The following is a 21,339-nucleotide window of genomic DNA, read 5'->3' as shown; positions in this document are numbered from 1 at the left end:
CGACTGCTGTCCCCGCGTGCGACGGGGTGACCGGGAATCAGGGTCGGCGGGCGTCCAGCGCGCGCAGGAATTCGTTGCGCAACTGATCGCTGTTGCGGAACACGCCTTCGAACGCTTGCGTATAGACGCGTTCGTCACCGCGCCGATCTTCGCCTAGCAGCAGGCAGAGCTGCTCGGCCTCGATCACGCAGGCCGCGCCCTTGGCGTGGCCATGTACCACCAGCGCTTCGGCGATGTCGCGGGTCATCCATTCCTGATAGGTGAAGCGGTGGCCGATAGCGTCCACCATGCGGGCGATACGCCCGAAGCCGTGCAGGCGCCCGCCCGGCACATAGGCCACATGGGCGAGGCCACGGAAAGGCACGAGGTGATGGGGACAGACGCCATGGATGGCGATGCCGCGCACCACCACCATGTCGTCGCGGGGGTCGGCAAAGCCTTCACCGAGCGCTTGGGCAGGATCCAGGCCGTAGCCACCGAGCAGGCGCTTTTCCCACAATTCGCGCACGCGTCTGGCCGTCTTGCCCGTGTGCGGGGAAGCGGGGTCGATGCCGGCGGCGAGGAGTAGATCGGTGACCGCGCGTTCGAAGGCGGCACCATCGAAGGGGCGTAGCTGGGGAATGCCGATGCCAGGCGGGCGTGGAACCGGCGCCTCGTCGGCACAGCAGAGGACCATGTCAGCCTCCAAAACGATCGGTGATGAGCACTTCCGACAGGGGAAGTTGTCCGCCACGCGGCCAGGGTTCCTTCACGGCCTTGCCCACGGCGATCATGAAGGAAATCACGTGGTCCCGCGGCAGCTTGATGAGCCGCGCCACGGCCTCGAAATCGAAACCGTCCATGGGGCAGGTGTCATAGCCCATTTCCTTGGCCGCCAGCATCAGGGTCATGCCCGCCAGGCCGCAGGATCGCATGGCTTCGTCCCGCTCCACTTGCTCGCGGCCCGCGTAATACTGGTGGATGGCGGGGACGACGAAGTCTCGGACTGCTTCAGGGGCGTTGCGCCAATAGCGCGCGGGGTCCTTCTGCCAGGCCTTGAGGTCCGCACACAGGATGACGAGCAGCGAGGCATCCGTCACTTGGGGCTGGTCCCAGGCCAGCTTGCGAATCTCAGTCCGGAGCACCGGGTCGCGCACCAGCACGAAGCGCCAGTGCTGGATGTTGAAGGCTGTGGGGGAGAGGATGGTGAGCCCCATCAGGGTTTCGATCTCCTCCTCCGTCATGCGGTGCTGGGGGTCGAAGCCCTTGATGGAGCGGCGCATTTCGATGGCGGTGCGGACGTCCATGGCTTTCCTCCTGAGTGTTATCTGCCCATGGTAGGCCACGACTGGGGCGCGCAACAAGGGCGATGACTCACTCCGGCAAGAACAGGGTGAGCAGATCGTTCAGAAAGCGCTGACCCAGGGGCGTGGCCCGAATGCGGTGCGCGTCCCATTGCAGAAGCCCACGTGCCTGTGCCTGCCGCAGGATGGGTTCCACGACCGTGAGCGAAAGCCCGGTGCGCTCGGCAAACAACGCAGGCTCGAAACCTTCCCTCAGGCGTAGGGCGTTCATCATGAATTCGAAGGGCAGCGCCCGTGGGGCAACCGGTTCTCTGGCCTGTACGGCATCGCCCCGATAAGCCGCCTCCATGTAGGCGCGGGGCTGTTTGAACCGGATCTCGCGCGTGATGCCCTGCTGCGTGCTCAGTTTGCCGTGGGCGCCGGCGCCGATGCCGAGATAATCGCCGAACAGCCAGTAGTTCAGATTGTGCTGACAGGCGTGGCCAGGGCGTGCCGCCGCCGAGGTCTCGTAGCGGAAAAACCCCGCAGCTGCGAGGCGCGCATCGATTTCCTCCTCTATTGAGGCGGTGCTGTCCTCATCCGGTTGCTTCGGCGGCCGCGCATAAAACAGGGTGTGGGGCTCGATGGTGAGGTGGTAGGTGGAGACGTGGGAGAGGCCGGTGGCAAGCGCGGTCTCCAGATCCGCCACCGCCTCGGCCACGCTTTGGCCCGGCAGGCCATACATGAGATCAACGTTGACGCGGGGAAACAGGGTCAGGGCGCAGTCCAGGGCGGCGCGCGCCTCGCGGCCATCGTGGATGCGGCCCAAGGCGCTGAGATGCCGGTCGTTGAAGCTCTGCACGCCCAGGGACAGGCGATTGATGCCAGCATCGCGAAAGGCGCGGAATTTTTCCACTTCGAAGGTGCCCGGGTTGGCTTCCAGGGTGATTTCCGCCTGGGGATCCAGGGGAAGCAGGGTGTGCACGGTGGAAAGCAGCCGGTCCACGGCGGCCGCCGACAGGAGACTGGGCGTGCCACCCCCGATGAATACCGTGTGCACGCGCCGGCCCCGGACACATGACAGGGCCGCTTGCAGGTCACGGGTGAGGGCTTCCAGGTAGTCCTGTTCCGGCAACGGCGTGCGCAACGGGTGGGAGTTGAAATCGCAATAGGGGCACTTGCGCACGCACCAGGGGATGTGGATGTAGAGGGAGAGCGGCGGCGGCACGGGCAGGCACACAGCCGATGTTTCTGCCTTGCTAGAAGAAAGCGTCTGGGACATGGCATTCACCCTCGGAGAGGGGCGCAGCCCATGCGCACCTGACCTGCTCCCATCCTGGGACTGCCTTAGGCGCGATGTTCATCCACCGCGGCGGCCATCTCCTTAAGGCCGCGGGAGACGGTGACAGGATAGGGAGGCGCGCCGTCCAGACTTTTCAGTGCCTCGGGTAGGCGCAAAAGATCCTGGGCACACAGCTTGCGCGCCTCGGCGAGTCCAGGCAGATGCGCGGTGCGCTTGCCCTCCTTCATCACCATTTGCAGTAAGGGCTCGCCCGTATAGCCCTCGCTATCGAGGCAGAGGGTATCGCCCGCCATGCGCCCTTCACCATCGTATGTTCGATAAACCTGCTTGCGGCCAGGCCAGGTGGCCTTGCCCTCGGAACGCTTGCGTCGCGCGTGGCCGGCATATTCCATGAGCTTGTAGGCACAGTCGAGATAGGGCGCATCGCTGGAGGTGAGCATGCGCGTGCCCACGCCGAAGCCCGTGATGGGCGCATCTTGGGCGAGCAGGCGTTGGATCTCGTATTCGTCGAGGTTGCCGCTGGCGAAGATGCCGGTGTCTTTGAGTCCGCCGGCATCCAGGATTCTGCGCACCTTCTTGGCATGGTCAGCGAGGTCGCCGCTGTCAATGCGTACCGCGCGGATGGCGATGCCGGCGGCCTTCAACCTGGGTGCAAGGCGCACCACTTTTTCCGCCGCGGCTTCCGTGTCGTAGGTGTCGATGAGCAGCACCACGTTGCCAGGCTGGGCGTGGGCGAAATGCTCGAAGGCGGCCGCCTCGTCGTCATGGGCCTGGATGAAGGAGTGGGCCATGGTGCCGTAACTGGGAATGCCGAACAAATGCTCGGCCAGCACGTTGGAGCTGCCATGGAAACCGGCGATGAAGGCCGCCCGCGCGCCCAACAGCGCCGCCTCGGCGCCGTGGGCGCGGCGCAGGCCGAAGTCGACCAGCAGACGATTCGGAGCGGCGAGCACCACGCGCGCGGCTTTCGAGGCCACCAGGGTCTGGTAGTGCAGCAGGTTGATAATGCGCGTCTCTATAAGCTGCGCTTCCAGAATGGGCGCGGTGATGCGCAGGATGGGTTCATCCGGGAAGAATACCCGGCCCTCCGGCATGGCGTACACGTCGCCGCTGAAGCTGAAATTTTCCAGATAGTCGAGGAAGCGCCGGTTGAAGCGGCCGGTTTTTTCCAGGAAGCGGATCTCGTCCGGAGCGAAGCGGACCGTGAGCAAATAATCGAGAACCGATTCCAGCCCGGCCGCCACCAGGAAGTTGCGCCGGGGCGGCAGCTTGCGCACGAAGAACTCGTACACCGCCACCTCGTCCATGTGGCTCTCCAGATAGCCCTGAAGCATGGTGAACTGGTAAAGGTCGGTGAGAAGCCCACTCACCTGGGTGCTGCGCATGGCATCGACCTCACTGGATATCGTGGCTTTCGGCTTCCGTCACGCCGAGCGCCCGCATTTCGGCAAGCGCCTTCTTTCCATCGCCCGGATGCACGTTCACCGCGCGGATGGCATCCGTGAGCAGCACTACGGCAAAGCCGTTCTTCACCGCATCCTTCACGGTGTTGAGCACGCAGTAATCGGTGGCCAGCCCGCCCACCAGCACCCGTTTGACGCCATACATCCTGAGCTGCATGGTCAGCGGCGTATCTTCGAAGGCGGAATAGGCATCCTTCTCGGGCGTGGTGGCCTTGGAGATGATGGCGGTGAAGGCGGGTAGCTTAAGCGCCGTGGGGAACTGCGCACCTTCCGTGTCGGCGATGCAGTGGGGCGGCCAGGGCCCGCCCCGCTCACGGAAGGAGCAATGGTTGGGCGGATGCCAGTCGCGGCTCGCAAAAATGGGCAAGCCCCGGGTATGGAAGATGTCCAGCACCCGGTTTAAGGGTTCGATGACTGCATCGCCTTCCGGCACGGCCAGCGCGCCACCTGGAAGGAAGTCGTTTTGCACATCGACGATGAGGAGGGCGTCGCCGTCGGCGGGCTTAATGGGGTTCATGGGTTTCCTCGCATCTTTACTCGTGTCATACGCGCAAGGGAAGGATGCGGCAAGGACACCTGGAAAGCCTGCCTTGACCCTCGGCGTCAAAAGGCTTTTTCAGGGCTGCCAAAGACCGCTGGATTTCAGTTTTTCCACCAACGCGGCGAGTGCCTTGCCGCGGTGGCTTATGCGGTTTTTCACGTCCATGGGCAGCTCGGCGCCCGTCTTGCCCAAGTCCGGGATCAGGAAATGGGGATCGTAACCGAAACCGCCGCTGCCCCGCGGGTGATCGATGATCTCCCCATCCCACCGGCCTTCGGCGATCAGTGGCTCCGGGTCGTGGGGATGTCGCACCAGCACGATCACGCAGTAGTAGTGGGCCTTGCGGTTGGGTTCGTTTTTGAGCAGGGCAACCAGCTTTTCGTTATTGCGTTGGTCGGACTTGGGCTCGCCGGCGAAGCGAGCGGAATACACGCCAGGCGCGCCGTTGAGCGCATCCACGCAGATGCCGGAATCATCGGCCAGGGCCGGCAGCCCGGCGTGCTCTGCCGCATGGCGCGCCTTGGCAAGGCAGTTTTCGATGAATGTGCAATGGGGCTCTTCCGCTTCCGGAATGTTGAATGCCGACTGGGGCAGTACCTCTAGCCCCAGGGGCTCTAGGATGCGGTGAATCTCCTTGAGCTTGCCAGTATTGTTGGAGGCGATGACGAGTTTTTTCATATGTCCACGAGTCTTGGGCACAGACGGTGCAAGGAAACTCCAGCATCTCGCACTGGGCCTTATGGCTGACGACGCTCAGCCTTTCAAGGCCGCCTTCTGCGCCGCGATCAATTCGCGGATGCCTTTCTCGGCCAAATCCAGCAGGGCATTCATTTCCCCCCGGGTGAAGGGGCTACCCTCCGCCGTGCCCTGCACCTCTACGAAACCCCCGCTGCCGGTCATCACCACGTTCATGTCGGTGTCGCAATTGGAATCCTCGGCATAGTCCAAATCCAGCACCGGCACGCCCTGGTAGATGCCCACCGACACCGCCGCCACGAAATCGCGGATCGGCGATTCTGCAATCAGGCCCCGGGCGATAAGCCAGCTCACCGCATCGTGCACGGCGACGAAGGCGCCGGTGATGCTGGCGGTGCGCGTGCCGCCGTCGGCCTGGATCACGTCGCAATCGACGTGCACGGTGCGCTCGCCCAGTTTGGCGAGATCCACCACCGCCCGCAGGGCGCGACCGATCAAGCGCTGGATCTCTTGGGTGCGCCCTGACTGCTTGCCGCGCGCCGCCTCGCGGTCGGTGCGGGTGCCGGTGGAGCGGGGCAGCATGCCGTATTCGGCGGTGAGCCAGCCGCCGCCGCTGGCCTTGACGTGGGGGGGCACCTTGTCCAGAACGCTGGCGGTGCAGATCACGCGGGTATCGCCGCACTCGATCAGCACTGCCCCTTCGGCGTGCTTGGTGTAATTGCGGGTGATGCGCACGGGGCGCAACTGGTCGGGCTGGCGTTGGCTGGGACGCATGGGCGCTCACAAGGCAGGAAAACCAAGCGTGATTATCCCAGATTCCGCCTGTGTGGGCCTACTTGGAATATTTGCGGATGGCTTCCTGGATTTCCGCGATGGCCCTTTCGATGTCCGCCTCGGTGATGGGCGTCTTGCCGGCAGGATCGCGCGCCACGCTGAAGGGATCGAGCTGGGTGCTCACCTCGTCCATGGGCATGGCATGGGTGGTGACCAGCTCCTCGATTAAGCCGCGCTTCACCGGCTCGCCCCAGGTCATGCCCACGGCGGAGAGGTTGTCTCCGTCTTCGCCGCCGCGGAATTCGGCGTGATCCAACAGTTCCGGCACCGCGCTGGTGATGGTGTAGGTGTCCAGGATGGAGGCGATCTCCGTTTCCGAAAGCACGCTCCAGACGCCGTCTGTGCAAAGCAGGATGGTGTCTCCTTGCTGGATGGGCACGCGGCGCGACAGCTCCACCTCGGGCGGCAGCAAGCCTCCCAGGCAGTTATAGATCTTGTTGCGCTCTGGATGAGTGAGCATCTCGGCCTCGCTGATGCGCCCCTGATCGAACAGCTGCTGCACCTTGGAATGATCATGGGTGCGAGCGATCAGCTTCATGCCGCGGAAGAAATACAGGCGCGAATCGCCGACGTGGGCCCAGCAGGCGGTGTTGTTTTGCACCACGCAGGCGACACAGGTGGTGCGCGGCGATTCCAACAGCCCATGCTTGTCGGCATAGTCAGTGATGGCCTTGTGGGCCGAATGCAGGGCGTGGTTCAGGAACGCCAAGGGGTCCTTGAGCTGAGGCCGCGCGTGCTTCTGGAACAAGTCGGTGACCATTTGCACGGTGAGCTGGGCCGCCACCTCGCCATGGAAATGCCCGCCCATGCCATCCGCTACCACCATGAGCAGCGCGTCCTTGCTATAGGAATACGCCACGCGATCCTGGTTGTATTTGCGGCCCCCCTGGCGGCTGGCCTGTGAAATGGAAAATTTCATGCTGGCTGGTCAGAAGATTTCTTTGGTGAGCGTGGTCTTGATGCTATCAATGAGGGATTTTTTCTTTTCCGGCGTGGGCACCACTTCCAGCAGCGCCTTCTGCAGCTGGAAGACGCTTTGCGGGCGGTCCATATAGTTGAGCTGTAAGCACCAGTCGATGATGTCCAGCAATTGGTCCGAATACTGACCACCCCACAGCTTGCGCGCCGAGGCGAGCTTGTCGTTAACCAGGCGCTGGTCCGCAGCCTGGGGCGCGAAACCGGCCAGGCAGGCGAACATGCTGGCGCCGACACTGTAGATGTCGGTCCAGGGGCCGAGGATGTCCCGGTTCTTGTATTGCTCGGGGGCGGCGAAGCCCGGCGTGTACATGGGCGAAAGCCGGCTCTTTTCACTGGTGAGGGTTTGGCGTGCCGCGCCGAAATCCAGTAGCACGGGCGAGCCGTCGATGCGGATGTAGATGTTGGCGGGCTTGATATCCAGATGCAGGATCTTGTGGGTGTGGACTTCGCGTAGGCCGTTGAGCATCTCCGCGAACACGCGGCGGATAAAGGTCTCCTTGACGGTGCGCTTGCGGGACTGGATTTCCTCTTGCAACGTCTTGCCGCGCTCGTACCGCATGACCATATAAACCGTCTCGTTGGCGCGGAAAAAGTTGATCACGCGCACCACATTGGGGTGGTTGATCTTGGCCAGCGCGCGCCCTTCCTCGAAGAAGCATTTCATGCCGTAGCGGAAGGTGGCCAGGTTCTCTGCGGTGGTGGCTTGCACCACGGACCCCTCCTCGCGCAGCACGAGTTGGCTGGGTAGGTATTCTTTGATCGCTACCGGCACGCCGTTCTCGTCGTGGGCGAGATAGACGATGGAAAAACCGCCGCCGGAGAGTTGCTTGGCGATCTTGTAATTCAGCAGCTGATAGCCATCCGGAAGCGCCCGGTTGGGTTGCGTTGCCATTATCGAGAGCCCAAGTGTGTGCTTCTGTTTGACAAACCGCCGGTTTGTTGCCATTTTCGACATTTGCCCCGGGGAAGTCAAAGGGCGGGGCTTGTTTGGGAAGAGCGTCGATGATCTACAGCATGACCGGCTATGCCACGGCGAGCCGGGAGTTGCCCAACGGCACCCTCAACCTGGAACTCAAGTCGGTCAATAGCCGCTATCTGGATCTCCAGTTTCGCATCGCAGAGGAGCTGCGCGCGCTGGAGCCGCTGCTCAGGGAGATTCTTGTGGCAGGGCTGTCGCGAGGCAAGGTGGAATGCCGGCTTTCCATCACGCCCAGAACTGGCGAGGCCTCCCTGCACGTGAATCACGCCTTGCTTGAGTGCCTGCTGGCGCTGGATCAGGAAATTCGCCAGCGTGCGCCCCAAAGCCCGCCTCTTTCAGTGGCAGACATGCTGCGCTGGCCCGGCATGATCGCGGTGGAGGAAGTGTCGCGGGAAACCGTGCGCGAGGCGGTGCTGGAGTTGGCGACCCGGGCGCTTAATGAACTCAATGCCAGCCGGGCGCGGGAAGGAGAAAAACTGCGCACGCTGATCGAGACGCGGGTGGCGGCCATGCGCCAACTGGCGGAACAGGTGCGGCCGCGTCTGCCGGCCGTGGTCGCGGCCCTCAAGGAAAAGCTGGCGGCGCGCCTGCGTGAGGCCGGTGCCGTGGCCGACGATGAGCGTCTGCGTCAGGAAGTCGTCCTGTTCGCCCAGCGTGTGGACGTGGACGAGGAGCTCTCGCGCCTTTTGACTCATCTTGCCGAGGTGGAGCGGGTGCTGGCCAAGGGCGGAGCAGTAGGCAAGCGCCTCGACTTTCTGATGCAGGAGCTCAACCGCGAGGCCAATACCCTGGGATCCAAGTCCATGGACGCAGAAGTCTCTCAGATCGCCATGGAACTCAAGGTGCTCATCGAGCAGATGCGCGAGCAGGTGCAGAACATCGAGTGAGGAAAAAGACATGTCGGGAAATGTCTTCGTGGTGTCGGCGCCTTCCGGCGCCGGCAAGACCAGCCTGGTGCGGGCGCTGCTGGAGGCGGACCCGCAGGTGAAGCTCTCGGTGTCCTATACCACGCGGCCGCCTCGTCCGGGCGAGGTGGATGGGGTGCACTACCACTTCGTCTCGGTGGAGCGCTTCCTGGAGATGTTGAACCGCGGCGATTTCCTGGAAAGCGCCCAGGTCTATGGCAACTATTACGGCACCTCCCAGCGCTGGATCGAGGAGCAGCTGGCGGCGGGCACCGACATCCTGCTGGAGATCGACTGGCAGGGCGCGCAGCAGATCCGGCGTCTAATGCCCCAGGCGGTGTCCATCTTCATCCTGCCGCCTTCACTGGAGGCCTTGCGCGCGCGTCTCAATGGTCGTGGGCAGGATCCAGAAGAGGTGATCGAGCGGCGGCTGGCGGCCGCACGGGAGGACATGAGCCACGTGGGAGAATTCGATTATGTTATCATCAACGACGATTTCGCCACGGCCAGCCTCGATCTCCAGGCCGTCGTGCGCGCTAAGCGCCTGCGGGTTGAGGCCCAACTGGTCCGTCACGCCGCCCTACTTAAGGATTTGCTGGGCTGACCGCAACATTTCCAAGCATTCCCGTGAGGTCATCATGGCACGCATCACCGTTGACGATTGCCTGAAACACATTCCCAACCGCTTTGAGCTGGCGCTCGCCGCCACCGCGCGCGCGCGCCAGATCGCCAACGGCGCCACGCCGCTGGTGGAGCCCAACCGCGACAAGCCTACGGTGATCGCCCTGCGCGAAATCGCCGCGGGCAAGGTGGGGCTGGAAGTGCTCAACAAGGGGCAGGCCTGATCTCGGCACCCCGGCTGCCACGCAGCGTCATGATCGCCCATGCACCTGATCGAGCTTCGTGAGCAGCTAACCTACCTCAAGCCAGAAGACGTCGCTCTCGTCGAAAAGGCTTACCAGTTCAGCAGAGAGGCCCACGACGGCCAGTTCCGCAAGAGCGGCGAACCCTATATCTCGCATCCCGTGGCGGTGGCCAGCCTGCTGGCCAAGTGGCACCTGGATGCCCAGGCCCTGTGCGCCGCCCTGCTCCACGACGTGGTGGAAGACACCGATGTCTCCAAGGAGGACATCGCCGCCCAGTTTGGCAAATCCGTGGCCGAGCTGGTGGATGGGGTGTCCAAGCTGGACAAGATCGAGTTCCAGACCGAGGCCCACCAGCAGGCGGAGAATTTCCGCAAAATGTTGCTGGCCATGGCGCGCGACGTGCGCGTCATCCTTATCAAGCTGGCGGACCGGCTGCACAACATGCGCACGCTGGATGCCATGTCGCCGGACAAGCGCAAGCGCATCGCCAGGGAGACGCTGGAGATTTATGCGCCCATCGCCAATCGCCTCGGGCTCAACGCCCTGTATCTGGAGCTGGAGGATCTGGCCTTCCGTTACCTCTATCCCACCCGCTATCAGGTGCTGGCCAAGGCGGTGAAGGCGGCGCGGGGCAACCGCAAGGCCATCATCGAGAAGGTGCAGGAAGCCATCGCCCAGAAGCTCAAGGAAGCGGGGATCGAGGCGACGGTCACCGGCCGGGAGAAGCATCTCTACAGCATCTATCGCAAGATGCAGGAAAAGGGTCTGAGTTTTTCCGAGGTGTTCGACATCTACGGTTTTCGCGTGGTGGTGAAGGACGTGCCCAGCTGTTATCTCGCTCTCGGCGCGCTGCATAGCCTGTACAAGCCGATTCCAGGTAAGTTCAAGGACTATATCGCCATTCCCAAGGCCAATGGCTATCAGTCTTTGCACACGCATTTATTCGGGCCCTTTGGCACGCCCATCGAAGTACAGATCCGCACCCAGGAAATGCACAAGGTCGCCGAGGCGGGCGTGGCCTCCCATTGGCTGTACAAGACCGGCGAGGAGCCCATTGACAGCGCCCAGCAGAAGACCCACCAGTGGCTGCAAAGCCTGCTGGAGATCCAGAGCGAGTCGGGTGATGCGGTGGAATTCCTGGAACACATCAAGGTGGATCTCTTCCCGGACGAGGTCTATGTGTTCACCCCCAAGGGCAAGATCATGGCTTTGCCACGGGGTGCCACGGCGGTGGATTTTGCCTATGCCGTGCATTCTGACGTGGGCAACCATTGCGTCGCCGTGAAGGTCAACAACGAGCTCGCGCCCCTGCGCACCGAACTCAAGAATGGCGACCAGGTGGAAATCATCACCTCGCCCACCGCCCGTCCCAATCCCGCCTGGCTCAATTACGTGATCACTGGCAAGGCGCGCTCCCACATTCGCAACTATCTCAAGCGCATGCGTACCGAGGAGGGGGCCAGTCTGGGGGAGCAGTTGTTGGCACAGGCATTGCGCGCCTTGAACAGCGAGCTGTCGCGCATCGATGACGCCCACTGGAAGGAGCTGTTGCGGGAATACAGGCTTGCCAGCAAGCAGGAGCTTCTGGCCGAAATTGGTCTGGGCAAACGTTTGAACCTGGTGGTGGCGCGCCGACTGTTGGCGATTGGTGAGGAGCCCGCCGACCGCAAGGCGCTGGGCCCGATCACCATACGTGGCACGGAAGGCCTGGCGGTGCAATTCGCCAAATGCTGCCGACCGATTCCAGGCGACCCCATCATTGGCTTCATCAACAAGGAGCAAGGACTGGTGGTCCATACCCATGACTGCCCTGCGGTGGCGAAATACCGGGAGGACCCAGACAAGTGGGTGGATGTGGAATGGGACCCGGATACGCGCCGGCCGTTCGAGGTGAGCCTGAAACTGGTGGTGGCCAACCAGCGCGGGGTGCTGGCCAAGGTGGCGGCGGCCATCGCCGAGGCCAATTCCAACATCGAGAACGTGAGCATGGAGGAGGAGCCGGGTAGCGCCTACACCTCCATGTATTTCACCCTGCAGGTGGAGGACCGCAATCATCTGGCGCGGGTGATGCGCGAGCTGCGCAAGCTACCGGACGTGGCACGCATCACGCGCATGAAGGGCTGATGACCGCCGCCAAGTGGTTGCGCGGATTCGTTCTGCGCAACCTCGCTTAATCCGCATCGAGAACGAGAAAGGTGGAGCAGGCATGAACAAGCAGATCATCAAAACCGATCAGGCGCCTCAGGCCATCGGCACCTACTCCCAGGCCGTGCGAGTGGGCGATACCGTCTATCTGTCTGGCCAGATCGGGCTGGATCCGGCCACCATGACGCTGGTGGAGGGCATCGAGAACCAGATTCACCGCGTCTTGCGCAATCTGCAAGCGGTGGCGCAGGCCGCCGGCGGCAGTCTAGCCGACGTGGTAAAGCTCAATGTGTTCCTCACCGACCTCGGCCACTTTGCCAAGGTGAACGAGATCATGGCCCAGTATTTTTGCGAGCCCTACCCGGCGCGGGCGGCGGTGGGCGTGGCGTCGCTGCCGCGGGGTGCGCTGGTGGAGGCGGACGCGGTGATGGTGCTGGCTCTTTGAGGCGTGGGGTGTGGGCGGGGGCGAGCGCACAGAACGGATCGAGACGGGCCAGGACGTACCGGATGCCGTCATCCATGGCGTGCCCAAGGCGATCCGCGATAAGCTCGCCAAACTTGGGATCACGCGCGACTTCGATCTCATCCTGCACTTGCCGCTGCGCTATGTGGACGAGACTCACCTCTATCCCATCCGCGAAGCGCCGCTCCACCACACCGTGCAGGTGGAAGGCGTGGTGGTTCAGGCCGAGGTGCGTTTCAGGCCGCGCCGCCAGCTGGTTTGTCTGATCGAGGATGCCACGGGCAGCCTCTACCTGCGCCTCATCCACTTCTACCCCAACCAAGTGAAGGCTCTGCAAACGGGCGCGCGCGTGCGCTTGCTGGGGGAGATACGCCAGGGTTTTCTTGGATTGGAAATGGTCCATCCCCAGTTCCGCGTGGTGAAGGAAGCCGCGCCACTCAAGGAGAATCTGACGCCGGTGTATCCCACCACGGCGGGACTGTCCCAGGCCAGCCTACGTGCGCTGGTGGCCAAGGCCCTTGCCCGTGCCGATCTCGCCGATACCCTGCCGGAGGGCGTACGGCGCGAGCTTGAGCTAATGGAATTCAGCGCGGCCGTGCGCTATCTACACGAGCCGCCACCCGACGCCTCGCTGGCGGGCTTGGAAGCGCGCGACCATCCCGCCTGGCAGCGTCTCAAATTCGACGAGCTCTTGGCCCAGCAGCTTTCCATGCGGCGCCATGCCCAGCTTAGGCGTAGCCGCGGCGCTCCCGTGCTTAACCGGCAAGGTGAATTGACCGCCCGTCTGCGCGCGCGACTGCCCTTTCGACTCACCGCGGCCCAAGAGCGGGTGGTGGCCGAGATCGCTCGGGATTTGGCCCAACCCCATCCCATGCACCGGCTGCTGCAGGGGGACGTGGGCAGCGGCAAGACCGTGGTGGCTGCCCTGGCCTGTGCCCAGGCCATGGACAGCGGCTGGCAGGCGGCGGTGATGGCCCCCACGGAGATCCTTGCCGAACAACACTACCGCAAGCTGGCTGACTGGTTCGAGCCGCTCGGGGTGCGCGTGGCCTGGCTGTCGGCGAGCGTCTCCCGGAAGGAGCGGGCGGAATGGTTGCGCCTCATCGCGCAGGGTGAGGCGCCGCTGGCGGTGGGCACGCATGCGTTGTTCCAGGAAGAGGTGGAGTTCGCCCGCCTGGGGCTGGCGGTGGTGGATGAGCAACATCGCTTCGGAGTCGCCCAGCGTCTTGCGCTGCACAACAAAGGGATGAACCCCCATCAGCTGATGATGAGTGCCACGCCCATTCCGCGCACCTTGGCCATGAGCTATTACGCCGATCTGGATCTCTCCGTGATCGACGAGCTGCCACCGGGGCGCACGCCTGTATTGACCAAACTGGTGGACGAGTCCCGCCGCGATGAGGTGATCGCCCGCATCCGTGCCGCCTGCCGTGAAGGTCGCCAGGCTTACTGGGTCTGCCCGCTGGTGGAGGAATCGGAAAAACTCCAGCTAAAGGCCGCCCAGGCCACCTATGCCAGCCTAGCGGCCAGCTTCCCGGAGCTTCGGGTGGGGCTGGTGCATGGGCGCATGGGGGTGCGGGAAAAGGCGGAGGTGATGGAAGCCTTCAAGGCCGGTGCCATCGACCTGTTGGTGGCCACCACTGTGATCGAAGTGGGCGTGGACGTGCCCAATGCCTCCCTGATGGTGATCGAGCACGCCGAGCGCATGGGGCTTTCGCAACTGCACCAGCTACGCGGCCGGGTGGGAAGGGGGGCGGCGGCCAGCGTCTGCATTCTGCTCTATCAGCAACCCCTGTCGGAAACCGCGCGGGCGAGGCTAAAGATCATCTACGAATCTGCCGATGGTTTCGAAATCGCTCGTCAGGATCTCGCCCTGCGCGGGCCGGGAGAGTTCCTGGGGGCGCGCCAGAGCGGCCTGCCCATGCTGCGCATCGCCGATCCGACTGCCGATGAGGCCCTGATGCAGGCGGCGCGGGATCTCGCCCCCCGTCTGCTTAAGCGCCACCCGGAAGCGGTGGAGCGGCATCTTTCGCGCTGGTTGCCCCAGGCCGAGGAATACATGAAAGCCTAGCTGCCGCGACCGCTCTTTCCCGCGGCAGTCGGGCCGAGGCGGGGGAAGCGGGATTGACGCGGCAGGGGTGGCGGCTTGTAATAGCGCAGCCTGCTACGGAGGTTAGGCACACAACGACAAGGAGACAAGCATGACAGTGCGCACTCGTTTGATCGGCTTCATCCTGTTTTTGCTTGGCCTGCCCGCATGGGCGGCGGACTACTACATCCTCGGGGTGCAAGATTACGTCCGCAGTCCCATCATCGTGGTGCGGGAGTACCAGGGACTTGCCCACTACCTCGGGCGGCGGCTCGGTAAGCCGGTGCGGGTGGAGGCGGTGAAGACCTACGACGAGTACATGAAAAAGGCCGCCGCAGGGCGCTACGACTTCATGTACGCCCCGCCATCCATGATCATCAAGGCCAACCGACTCGCCGGTTACGAACCCGTGGTCAAAATTCCGGGCTTGATTTCCGCCGCTTTCATGGCCTTGGCCGATAGCAACATCGCCTTTCCGGAAGACATGAAGGGCAAGCGCATCGGCTTCTACGAGAAGGATGCCATGGTCACCCAGTTGGCCTTGGCCGAGCTCAAGTCCATGGGCATAGACCCGGCCAAGTACTTCAAGAGCATCACCTTCTACAGCGATGCCACGGCCGTGCTCAACGCCCTGCAATACCGGCTGATCGACGTGGGCGTGGCGGCAAGTCCCCTGTTCACCGCTTGGACCAACCGGGGCTACAACCTGGTGATGGTGCTCCAGGGCAAGGGCATGCCACATCTGACCTTCGCCGTGCGCAAGGATTTCCCGCAGACGCAGACCGTGGTGCAAGCCCTGCTCAAGGCGCACGAGGATCCGGAAGCGGCGGAATATTTCAAGTTCAACGGCTTCACCAACTTCGAGCCAGCCAAGCTTTCGGATTACGACGAGCTGGCCAAGTTTCTTGACATCAAGTGAGCCAAGAGCGCCTGGCGCCCCTGGCTTAGCCGGTGCTGCCGATGATGCCGGTGGTGGGCGAACTGGGGCTGGCGGTATAGACTTTTTTCGCCATGCGGCCGGCGAGATAGGCCTCCCGTCCGGCCTCCACCGCCTTTTTCATGGCGGAGGCCATCAGCACCGGGTTCTGCGCGGCCGCGATGGCGGTATTCATGAGCACCGCGTCACAACCCAGCTCCATGGCGATGGCGGCGTCCGAGGCCGTGCCCACTCCCGCGTCCACGATCACCGGCACCGAAATGCGGTCGATGATGATCTGCAGGTTCCAGGGATTGAGGATGCCCATGCCGGAGCCGATGAGCGATGCCAACGGCATGATGGCTACGCAGCCGAGATCCTCCAAGCGCTTGGCGACGATGGGATCGTCCGAGGTATAGACCATCACCTTGAAGCCTTCCTTCACCAGGATCTCCGCCGCGCGCAGGGTTTCCACCACATTGGGATACAGGGTCTGGGGATCGCCCAGCACCTCCAGCTTGACCAGATCGTGGCCGTCTAACAGTTCCCGCGCCAGGCGCAGGGTACGGATGGCGTCTTCCGCCGTGTAGCAGCCGGCGGTGTTGGGTAGATAGGTGTATCGGGAGGGGGGTAGCACCTCCAGCAGCGAGGGTTGGCCCGCATCCTGGCCGATGTTGGTGCGGCGGATGGCCACCGTGACGATTTCCGCGCCACTCGCTTCCACGGCGCGGCGGGTTTCGTCGAAGTCCTTGTATTTGCCGGTACCGACCAAAAGGCGTGAGCGATAGCGCTTACCGGCAATGACCAGATCGTCCATGGTGTGTTCCAAGGGGGAATAAGAAAGCGTGGGGCGGGAACTTCTGTCCGTGCGGCTCAACCGCCGCCCACGGCGACGACGATTTCCAGCCGGTCCCCCGGCGCAAGCTCCACGTCCCCGTGGCGGCTTTTGGGCACGATTTCCCCGTTGCGTTCCACCGCCAGGCGTTTGCCGGCGAGGTTCATGGTCTCGATCAGTCGCGCCACCGTGGTATGGGGCGGCACCCGTTGCGCCTGGCCGTTGACCCAGAGCTCGATCACCTTCAACAACGCCTCGAAACCCAGTATGATTAGCGCCCAATTCTACCACAGCCACGCATGCGTCCGTGCCCACACTGGCTGCGCGAGCGCAAGAGCATCGGCTGACTAAGGTCAAGCGGGTGTAGTTCAATGGTAGAACGGGAGCTTCCCAAGCTCTTAACGTGGGTTCGATTCCCATCACCCGCTCCAAATTCATCAAAGGGCCCCATATGGGGCCCTTTGAATTTGGAGGGCCGTGGGTGAGAAGTCACCGGGTTCGACACGCCGGCCACTGCCTGGCTTGGATGCACGCAGGGCGGTCCTCGAGCCCAGGCAGCCGGCCAGGGTGGCCGGATCGCCCAGCGCGAGCCGGACACATAGCCATCACCTGGCCCGTCATTCCCGCACAAACGGGAATCCACAGTTGCGCCCGGCGGGCTTCCTGGTTTGCCGCTTGCTCGGGGACGCCGGAAGGGCGCCAGGCACCGACCTCATGCTCTCATTAACCGATGCGCAAGTGCCGCGCGGGACCCTTGCATTGGGGATGGGCCGTGAAGCGCCTCTGCTTGCCGTTACAATGGGACACCCGTGTGTGCCTTTGGAGTCCCGCCGTGCCCAAACGCTTCAAGTATGCGCTGGTTTTCCTGGGCGGCCTTATCGTGCTGTTCCTGGCCGCGTTGGCGCTGATCGCCTTCACCGTGGATCCCAATGCCTTCAAGCCCCAAATCGTGAAGCTCGTGCAGGAGAAGAAGCAACGTACCCTGCACATCGAAGGCGACGTCAAGCTGAAACTATTTCCCAAGCTGGGGATAGACCTGGGCAAGACCCGCCTGTCGGAACACCAGGGAGCGGGCGAATTCGCGGCGTTAAACAGCGTGCGTCTTTACGTCGCCTGGTTGCCGCTCATCAAGAGGGAGCTCGTGGTGGACAAGATCGTGGTGGAGGGCGCGCGCGTCCATCTGGTGCGTAACGAAGATGGCACGACCAATTTCGACGACTTGCTCTCCAAGGAGACGTCGCAGCAGGTGAAATTCGACATCGAGGGCGTGCAGGTGAGCCACAGCGCACTCAGCTTCGACGACCGCATGGCCCACCGCAAGTGGGCTATCAGCGATCTCGATGTCGAAACCGGGCGCATTCGTGACGACACCCACAGCAGCATCAAAGCCGATTTCAAGCTCACGGCGGACAATCCCAAGCTTGCCATGCGCGTGGACCTGAAAAGCGGCATCAAGTTTGCGCTGCAAGACAAGCATTACATGCTGGATGGGCTGGACCTCAAGGTGACCGGTAGCGCGGCCGGCATCAGCGGTCTCGAATTGGGCGCTCGCGGCGATGTGGATTTGCGGGCGCCGACGCAGGCACGCCCCTGGGAAATCGCGCTCGAGGGTTTCAAGCTCACGCTCAGAGGCAAGCGCGTCGCGGACACGCTCGACATTGCGCTCGATGCTCCTCGGCTGCTCGTGACCCAGGACAAGGCGCAAGCCAGCAAACTGAGCCTCGATGCGAAGATCGAACAGCCCAAGGGCACCCTGTCGGCGCGGCTTACCCTGCCTGACGTGAGCGGCAGCGCGAAGCAATTCCAAGTCAGTCAACTGATGCTGGAGGTAGACGGCAGACAGGGCGACAGCGCCATCAAGGGCCGGCTCGCAAGCCCGCTAACTGGCAGCCTAGATGGGCAGACCTTCGAGCTAGCGAAGCTTGCGGCGAATCTGGACGTCGCCAACCCGAAACTTGCCAAGGGCGGCATCAAGCTCGCCCTCGCGGGCAGCGCCAGTTTAGACCTGGCCAGAAAGCAGGCCGGGGCCAGTCTCACGACCCAGCTCGACGACAGCAGCATTAAGGCGAAACTCGCGGTGAGCCGCTTTGACCCGCCACGGCTCGATTTCGACATCGCCATCGATCAACTCGACGTGGATCGCTACCTGCCGGCCAGGGCTAAAACCAGCAGCCAGGAGCCGGAAAGCCCGATCGATCTTTCTGCGCTGAACGCCTTCGACGCCAGCGGCAGCATCCGCATCGGCAGCCTCAAGCTGGCCAACGTCAAGGCCAGTAACGTGCGCCTGGACGTGCGGGCCGGCGGCGGGCGAGTGGAGGTGAGCCCGCTGTCGGCCAATCTGTATCAGGGCACCGTCAAAGGCACCATTTCGGCTACCACCACCGCCCATCCGCGTATTGCCGTGCAGCAAAACCTCTCCGACATCAGCATCGGTCCCCTGTTGCGGGATCTCGCCGACAAGGATCTGCTCCAAGGTCGCGGGACTGTGGCGCTCAACGTTACGACCCAAGGCCAAACCATGAGCGCCATGAAGAAGGCATTGGACGGTATGGCGAGCGTGAGGCTGACCGACGGCGCCATCAAGGGCGTGAATATCGCTGCTCTGCTGCGCCGGGCTCAATCGGCTTTCAGCGGCGGCGTCCACACCCAGAGCGCGAGTGCCACGGAGCAGACAGATTTCTCCGAGATGCGAGCCAGTTTCCAGATCCACAAGGGGATTGCCCACAACGACGATCTCACGCTCAAGTCGCCGCTGTTGCGGGTGTTGGGAAGTGGCGACATCGACCTGGGTGCCGGCAGCCTGGACTACCTGGCCAAGGTGGCGGTGGTGGGCACGCTGGAAGGCCAGGGCGGGCGGGAACTGGGGCAACTGAAGGGCGTGACCGTGCCGCTGCGGGTACGCGGCCCCTTTGACGCGCTGCAATACAGTCTGGATACACGGTCTCTGGTCACGGAATCGGCCAAGGCAAAGGTCGAGGAGAAAACGCAGGCGATCAAGGAAAAGGCCCGGGAGGAGTTGTTGAAGGGCCTGTTCGGGCGCTGAAGATGGCCAGCGACGATTTCGCCACCCGCATCATCGCCTGGCAGCGCCGCCATGGCCGGCATGATCTACCCTGGCAGGGTACGCGCGATCCCTACCGAATCTGGGTGTCGGAGATCATGCTGCAGCAAACCCAGGTGGCTACGGTGATCCCCTACTACCAGCGCTTCCTGGCGCGTTTCCCGGATGTGGCGACGCTAGCCGCCACCGACGAGGAGGCGGTGCTCGCCCACTGGAGCGGACTCGGTTACTATGCGCGCGCGCGTAACCTGCACCGGGCTGCGCAGGAGATCGTGGCCCACCATCAGGGTCGGATTCCAGCCGACCCGCGCACGCTTGCCGCCCTGCCCGGTATGGGGCGTTCCACGGCGGCGGCGGTGGCGGTGTTCGCTTTTGGCACTCGTGCCGCCATCCTCGATGGCAACGTGAAGCGCGTCCTGAGCCGCCACGCGGGGATTGCGGGTTGGCCGGGCGACAAGCGGGTCGAGGCGCAATTGTGGGCCGTCGCCGAGGCACGCTTGCCGCAGCAAGAAGTGGGAGGCTACAGCCAGGGTCTGATGGATCTTGGCGCGACAATCTGTACCCGCGCGCGCCCCGCCTGTGCCCTCTGCCCCGTGCACGAGGATTGCGTGGCGCGACACACTGGGCGCACTGGTGAACTGCCGAGCCCACGCCCGCGCAAGCCCTTGCCCGAGCGGGCCGTGGCTGTGCTGGTGCTGCTCGCCGGCGATGCGGTGCTCCTGGAAAAGCGTCCAGCCACCGGGGTCTGGGGTGGACTGTGGAGCTTGCCCGAAGCCCTCATGGAGGAGGATTGCGCGCAAGTCGCGCTGCGACTGGGCCAGCGTCCCCTGCGATCAAGGGCGCTTCCCGCTTTCATGCATGACTTTACGCATTTTCGCCTCCGCATAGAGCCCCATCTCGTCGAGGTGCAGCCCGTGCGCCAAGTGGCAGAGCCTGGCAGGCTGTGGTTGCCCTTGAGTGAGCTCCAGGGGGCGGCGCTGCCGGCGCCGGTGCGCAGGCTGCTAAAGGGAGTGGCCGAGGAACGGGCATGGCTGATACGGTCCTGATTTGGGCCAGCTTCCCCGACCAAGGCAGGCTTTACCCGCGTACGGGTTGGGCAAGCATATTTACTTTTCGTCGCGTAACTGCTCAACAGCTCTGTGCTGTAGCTGTACCGGGACTGAGCAAATGCCAAGCGTTCAGGGCTTCTTTCCGCGCGAGGCCCACTTCTGAATCACACCCGCCGCCCAGTCGCGGCCGCCCAAGCCGAAGGCCAGGGCCAGCGCCAGGCATGCCGCGCCGAACACGATGGCAAAGGCGGTGATGAGCAAATGGGTGGCGACCGCCAGCTGCTCCAGGGCGACGAACACGGCGAAGATCTGCACCGTATATTCGGCGATGGTGCTGATGGTGAGCGCCCCCTCTATTTCCAGGTTGCGCAGCCAGGCGAAGACCAGACGGTTGATGAAGCGTGCGAGCAGCGTACCGAAGATGATGATCAACACCGCCACCACGATGTTGGGCAGGTAGAGCACCACGCGGTTAAAGAGTTCCGCCACCGCGGTGAGACCGAGGCTATTGGAAACCGTGACCAATACGATGAACAGCACCAGCCAGTAGCTTACCTCGGCGATGATGCCGGACAGGGTGATCTGCATCTCGCCGTGCTTGAGGAACTCCTCAATGCCGGTCTTCTCCGCCAGGGTATCGAAATGGGCGAGCGCAAGCAGGCGACGCACTGCACTGCGGGCGAGTTTCGCAACCAGCCAGCCCACGAACAGCAACAGGAGGGCGACCAGCAGCTTGGGCAGGAAGTCGGCCAGCTGGCGGATCACCGCGTTGAAGGACGCCAGAAAAATATCGAGCTCTTGCTGCATGGCTGTCTCCTTTGTTTGGCTCGGATTGCGCGCAGAGGATGCGCATGGGCGGGGACGTGGCAATGATAGAAGCGCGGTGGGAGCGGCGCAACCCGGCGCTTCGCCGTTGTCCGCCCCTTCGCGTATGATCGTGGCCTGGCGGAGGAA

21 protein-coding genes and 1 tRNA gene are annotated in these 21,339 nt (G+C 63.4%); 10 read left to right on the top strand and 12 right to left on the bottom strand.

Going from position 1 to position 21,339, the window contains the following annotated elements; all coding sequences use genetic code 11:
- Nucleotides 1–37: 37 nt before the first annotated feature.
- The 9 genes from folE to V6E02_RS03845 all read right to left on the bottom strand — a co-directional run bounded on the left by folE (nt 38) and on the right by V6E02_RS03845 (nt 7,969).
- Complete coding sequence (folE, locus tag V6E02_RS03885; RefSeq protein ID WP_347307350.1) at nt 38–676, bottom strand: GTP cyclohydrolase I FolE; 639 nt, start codon at nt 674–676, stop codon at nt 38–40.
- Nucleotide 677: 1 nt separating this feature from the next.
- Complete coding sequence (locus V6E02_RS03880; protein ID WP_347307348.1) at nt 678–1,286, bottom strand: nitroreductase family protein; 609 nt, start codon at nt 1,284–1,286, stop codon at nt 678–680.
- A gap of 67 nt (nt 1,287–1,353) precedes the next feature.
- Nucleotides 1,354–2,544 (bottom strand): radical SAM family heme chaperone HemW, encoded by a 1,191-nt coding sequence (gene hemW / locus V6E02_RS03875; RefSeq protein WP_347307346.1) that lies wholly within the window; start codon nt 2,542–2,544, stop codon nt 1,354–1,356.
- A gap of 65 nt (nt 2,545–2,609) precedes the next feature.
- Nucleotides 2,610–3,950, bottom strand: a complete 1,341-nt coding sequence (locus V6E02_RS03870) for a nicotinate phosphoribosyltransferase (RefSeq protein ID WP_347307344.1) — start codon at nt 3,948–3,950, stop codon at nt 2,610–2,612.
- 10 nt (nt 3,951–3,960) lie between these two features.
- Nucleotides 3,961–4,545, bottom strand: a complete 585-nt coding sequence (locus tag V6E02_RS03865) for a nicotinamidase (protein WP_347307342.1) — start codon at nt 4,543–4,545, stop codon at nt 3,961–3,963.
- 99 nt (nt 4,546–4,644) lie between these two features.
- On the bottom strand, nt 4,645–5,247 hold the full coding sequence (gene rdgB / locus V6E02_RS03860) for an RdgB/HAM1 family non-canonical purine NTP pyrophosphatase (RefSeq protein ID WP_347307340.1): 603 nt from the start codon (nt 5,245–5,247) through the stop codon (nt 4,645–4,647).
- Between the two features lie 75 nt (nt 5,248–5,322).
- Nucleotides 5,323–6,039 (bottom strand): ribonuclease PH, encoded by a 717-nt coding sequence (gene rph, locus V6E02_RS03855; protein WP_347307338.1) that lies wholly within the window; start codon nt 6,037–6,039, stop codon nt 5,323–5,325.
- A gap of 58 nt (nt 6,040–6,097) precedes the next feature.
- A complete protein-coding gene (locus V6E02_RS03850; protein WP_347307336.1) occupies nt 6,098–7,018 on the bottom strand; it encodes a PP2C family protein-serine/threonine phosphatase in 921 nt (306 codons plus the stop codon).
- Between the two features lie 9 nt (nt 7,019–7,027).
- Nucleotides 7,028–7,969, bottom strand: coding sequence for a serine/threonine protein kinase (locus V6E02_RS03845; RefSeq protein ID WP_347307334.1), 942 nt, complete (start codon nt 7,967–7,969; stop codon nt 7,028–7,030).
- A 110-nt stretch (nt 7,970–8,079) separates the two neighbouring features.
- Here V6E02_RS03845 and V6E02_RS03840 point away from each other — a divergent pair, with 110 nt between their 5' ends.
- From V6E02_RS03840 to V6E02_RS03810, 7 genes are all read left to right on the top strand, one after another.
- Complete coding sequence (locus V6E02_RS03840) at nt 8,080–8,943, top strand: YicC/YloC family endoribonuclease (RefSeq protein ID WP_347307332.1); 864 nt, start codon at nt 8,080–8,082, stop codon at nt 8,941–8,943.
- A 10-nt stretch (nt 8,944–8,953) separates the two neighbouring features.
- A complete protein-coding gene (gmk, locus tag V6E02_RS03835; protein WP_347307329.1) occupies nt 8,954–9,565 on the top strand; it encodes a guanylate kinase in 612 nt (203 codons plus the stop codon).
- A gap of 34 nt (nt 9,566–9,599) precedes the next feature.
- Nucleotides 9,600–9,806, top strand: a complete 207-nt coding sequence (gene rpoZ / locus V6E02_RS03830; RefSeq protein WP_347307327.1) for a DNA-directed RNA polymerase subunit omega — start codon at nt 9,600–9,602, stop codon at nt 9,804–9,806.
- A gap of 39 nt (nt 9,807–9,845) precedes the next feature.
- The gene (locus V6E02_RS03825) at nt 9,846–11,951 is read left to right on the top strand and encodes a RelA/SpoT family protein (RefSeq protein WP_347307325.1); all 2,106 of its coding nucleotides are present in this window, start codon (nt 9,846–9,848) and stop codon (nt 11,949–11,951) included.
- An 82-nt stretch (nt 11,952–12,033) separates the two neighbouring features.
- Nucleotides 12,034–12,417 (top strand): RidA family protein, encoded by a 384-nt coding sequence (locus V6E02_RS03820; protein ID WP_347307323.1) that lies wholly within the window; start codon nt 12,034–12,036, stop codon nt 12,415–12,417.
- 10 nt (nt 12,418–12,427) lie between these two features.
- Complete coding sequence (gene recG / locus V6E02_RS03815) at nt 12,428–14,506, top strand: ATP-dependent DNA helicase RecG (RefSeq protein ID WP_430626762.1); 2,079 nt, start codon at nt 12,428–12,430, stop codon at nt 14,504–14,506.
- A 130-nt stretch (nt 14,507–14,636) separates the two neighbouring features.
- Nucleotides 14,637–15,443: a phosphate/phosphite/phosphonate ABC transporter substrate-binding protein gene (locus V6E02_RS03810; protein WP_347307321.1), complete on the top strand. Its 807-nt coding sequence runs from the start codon at nt 14,637–14,639 to the stop codon at nt 15,441–15,443.
- A gap of 25 nt (nt 15,444–15,468) precedes the next feature.
- On the opposite strand, the gene V6E02_RS03805 is transcribed toward V6E02_RS03810, so the two are convergent.
- Entirely contained in the window at nt 15,469–16,257 is a 789-nt protein-coding gene (locus V6E02_RS03805; RefSeq protein WP_347307319.1) for a thiazole synthase, read from the bottom strand.
- Between the two features lie 56 nt (nt 16,258–16,313).
- Complete coding sequence (gene thiS / locus V6E02_RS03800) at nt 16,314–16,514, bottom strand: sulfur carrier protein ThiS (RefSeq protein WP_347307648.1); 201 nt, start codon at nt 16,512–16,514, stop codon at nt 16,314–16,316.
- A gap of 118 nt (nt 16,515–16,632) precedes the next feature.
- Between thiS and V6E02_RS03795 the strand changes: the two genes are divergently transcribed.
- The 3 genes from V6E02_RS03795 to mutY all read left to right on the top strand — a co-directional run bounded on the left by V6E02_RS03795 (nt 16,633) and on the right by mutY (nt 20,382).
- Nucleotides 16,633–16,706: transfer RNA gene (locus V6E02_RS03795), tRNA-Gly, on the top strand.
- Between the two features lie 401 nt (nt 16,707–17,107).
- The gene (locus tag V6E02_RS03790) at nt 17,108–19,318 is read left to right on the top strand and encodes an AsmA family protein (RefSeq protein ID WP_347307317.1); all 2,211 of its coding nucleotides are present in this window, start codon (nt 17,108–17,110) and stop codon (nt 19,316–19,318) included.
- A 2-nt stretch (nt 19,319–19,320) separates the two neighbouring features.
- Nucleotides 19,321–20,382: an A/G-specific adenine glycosylase gene (gene mutY, locus V6E02_RS03785; protein ID WP_347307315.1), complete on the top strand. Its 1,062-nt coding sequence runs from the start codon at nt 19,321–19,323 to the stop codon at nt 20,380–20,382.
- A 132-nt stretch (nt 20,383–20,514) separates the two neighbouring features.
- On the opposite strand, the gene V6E02_RS03780 is transcribed toward mutY, so the two are convergent.
- Nucleotides 20,515–21,192 (bottom strand): mechanosensitive ion channel family protein, encoded by a 678-nt coding sequence (locus tag V6E02_RS03780; protein WP_347307313.1) that lies wholly within the window; start codon nt 21,190–21,192, stop codon nt 20,515–20,517.
- Nucleotides 21,193–21,339 lie beyond the last annotated feature (147 nt).

The organism is Thiobacter sp. AK1 (genome assembly GCF_039822265.1).
Classification (GTDB): Bacteria; Pseudomonadota; Gammaproteobacteria; order Burkholderiales; family Thiobacteraceae; genus Thiobacter; species Thiobacter aerophilum.
Note: the sequence above shows the minus strand (reverse complement) of the source record. Positions and strands in the feature narration are given on the sequence as shown.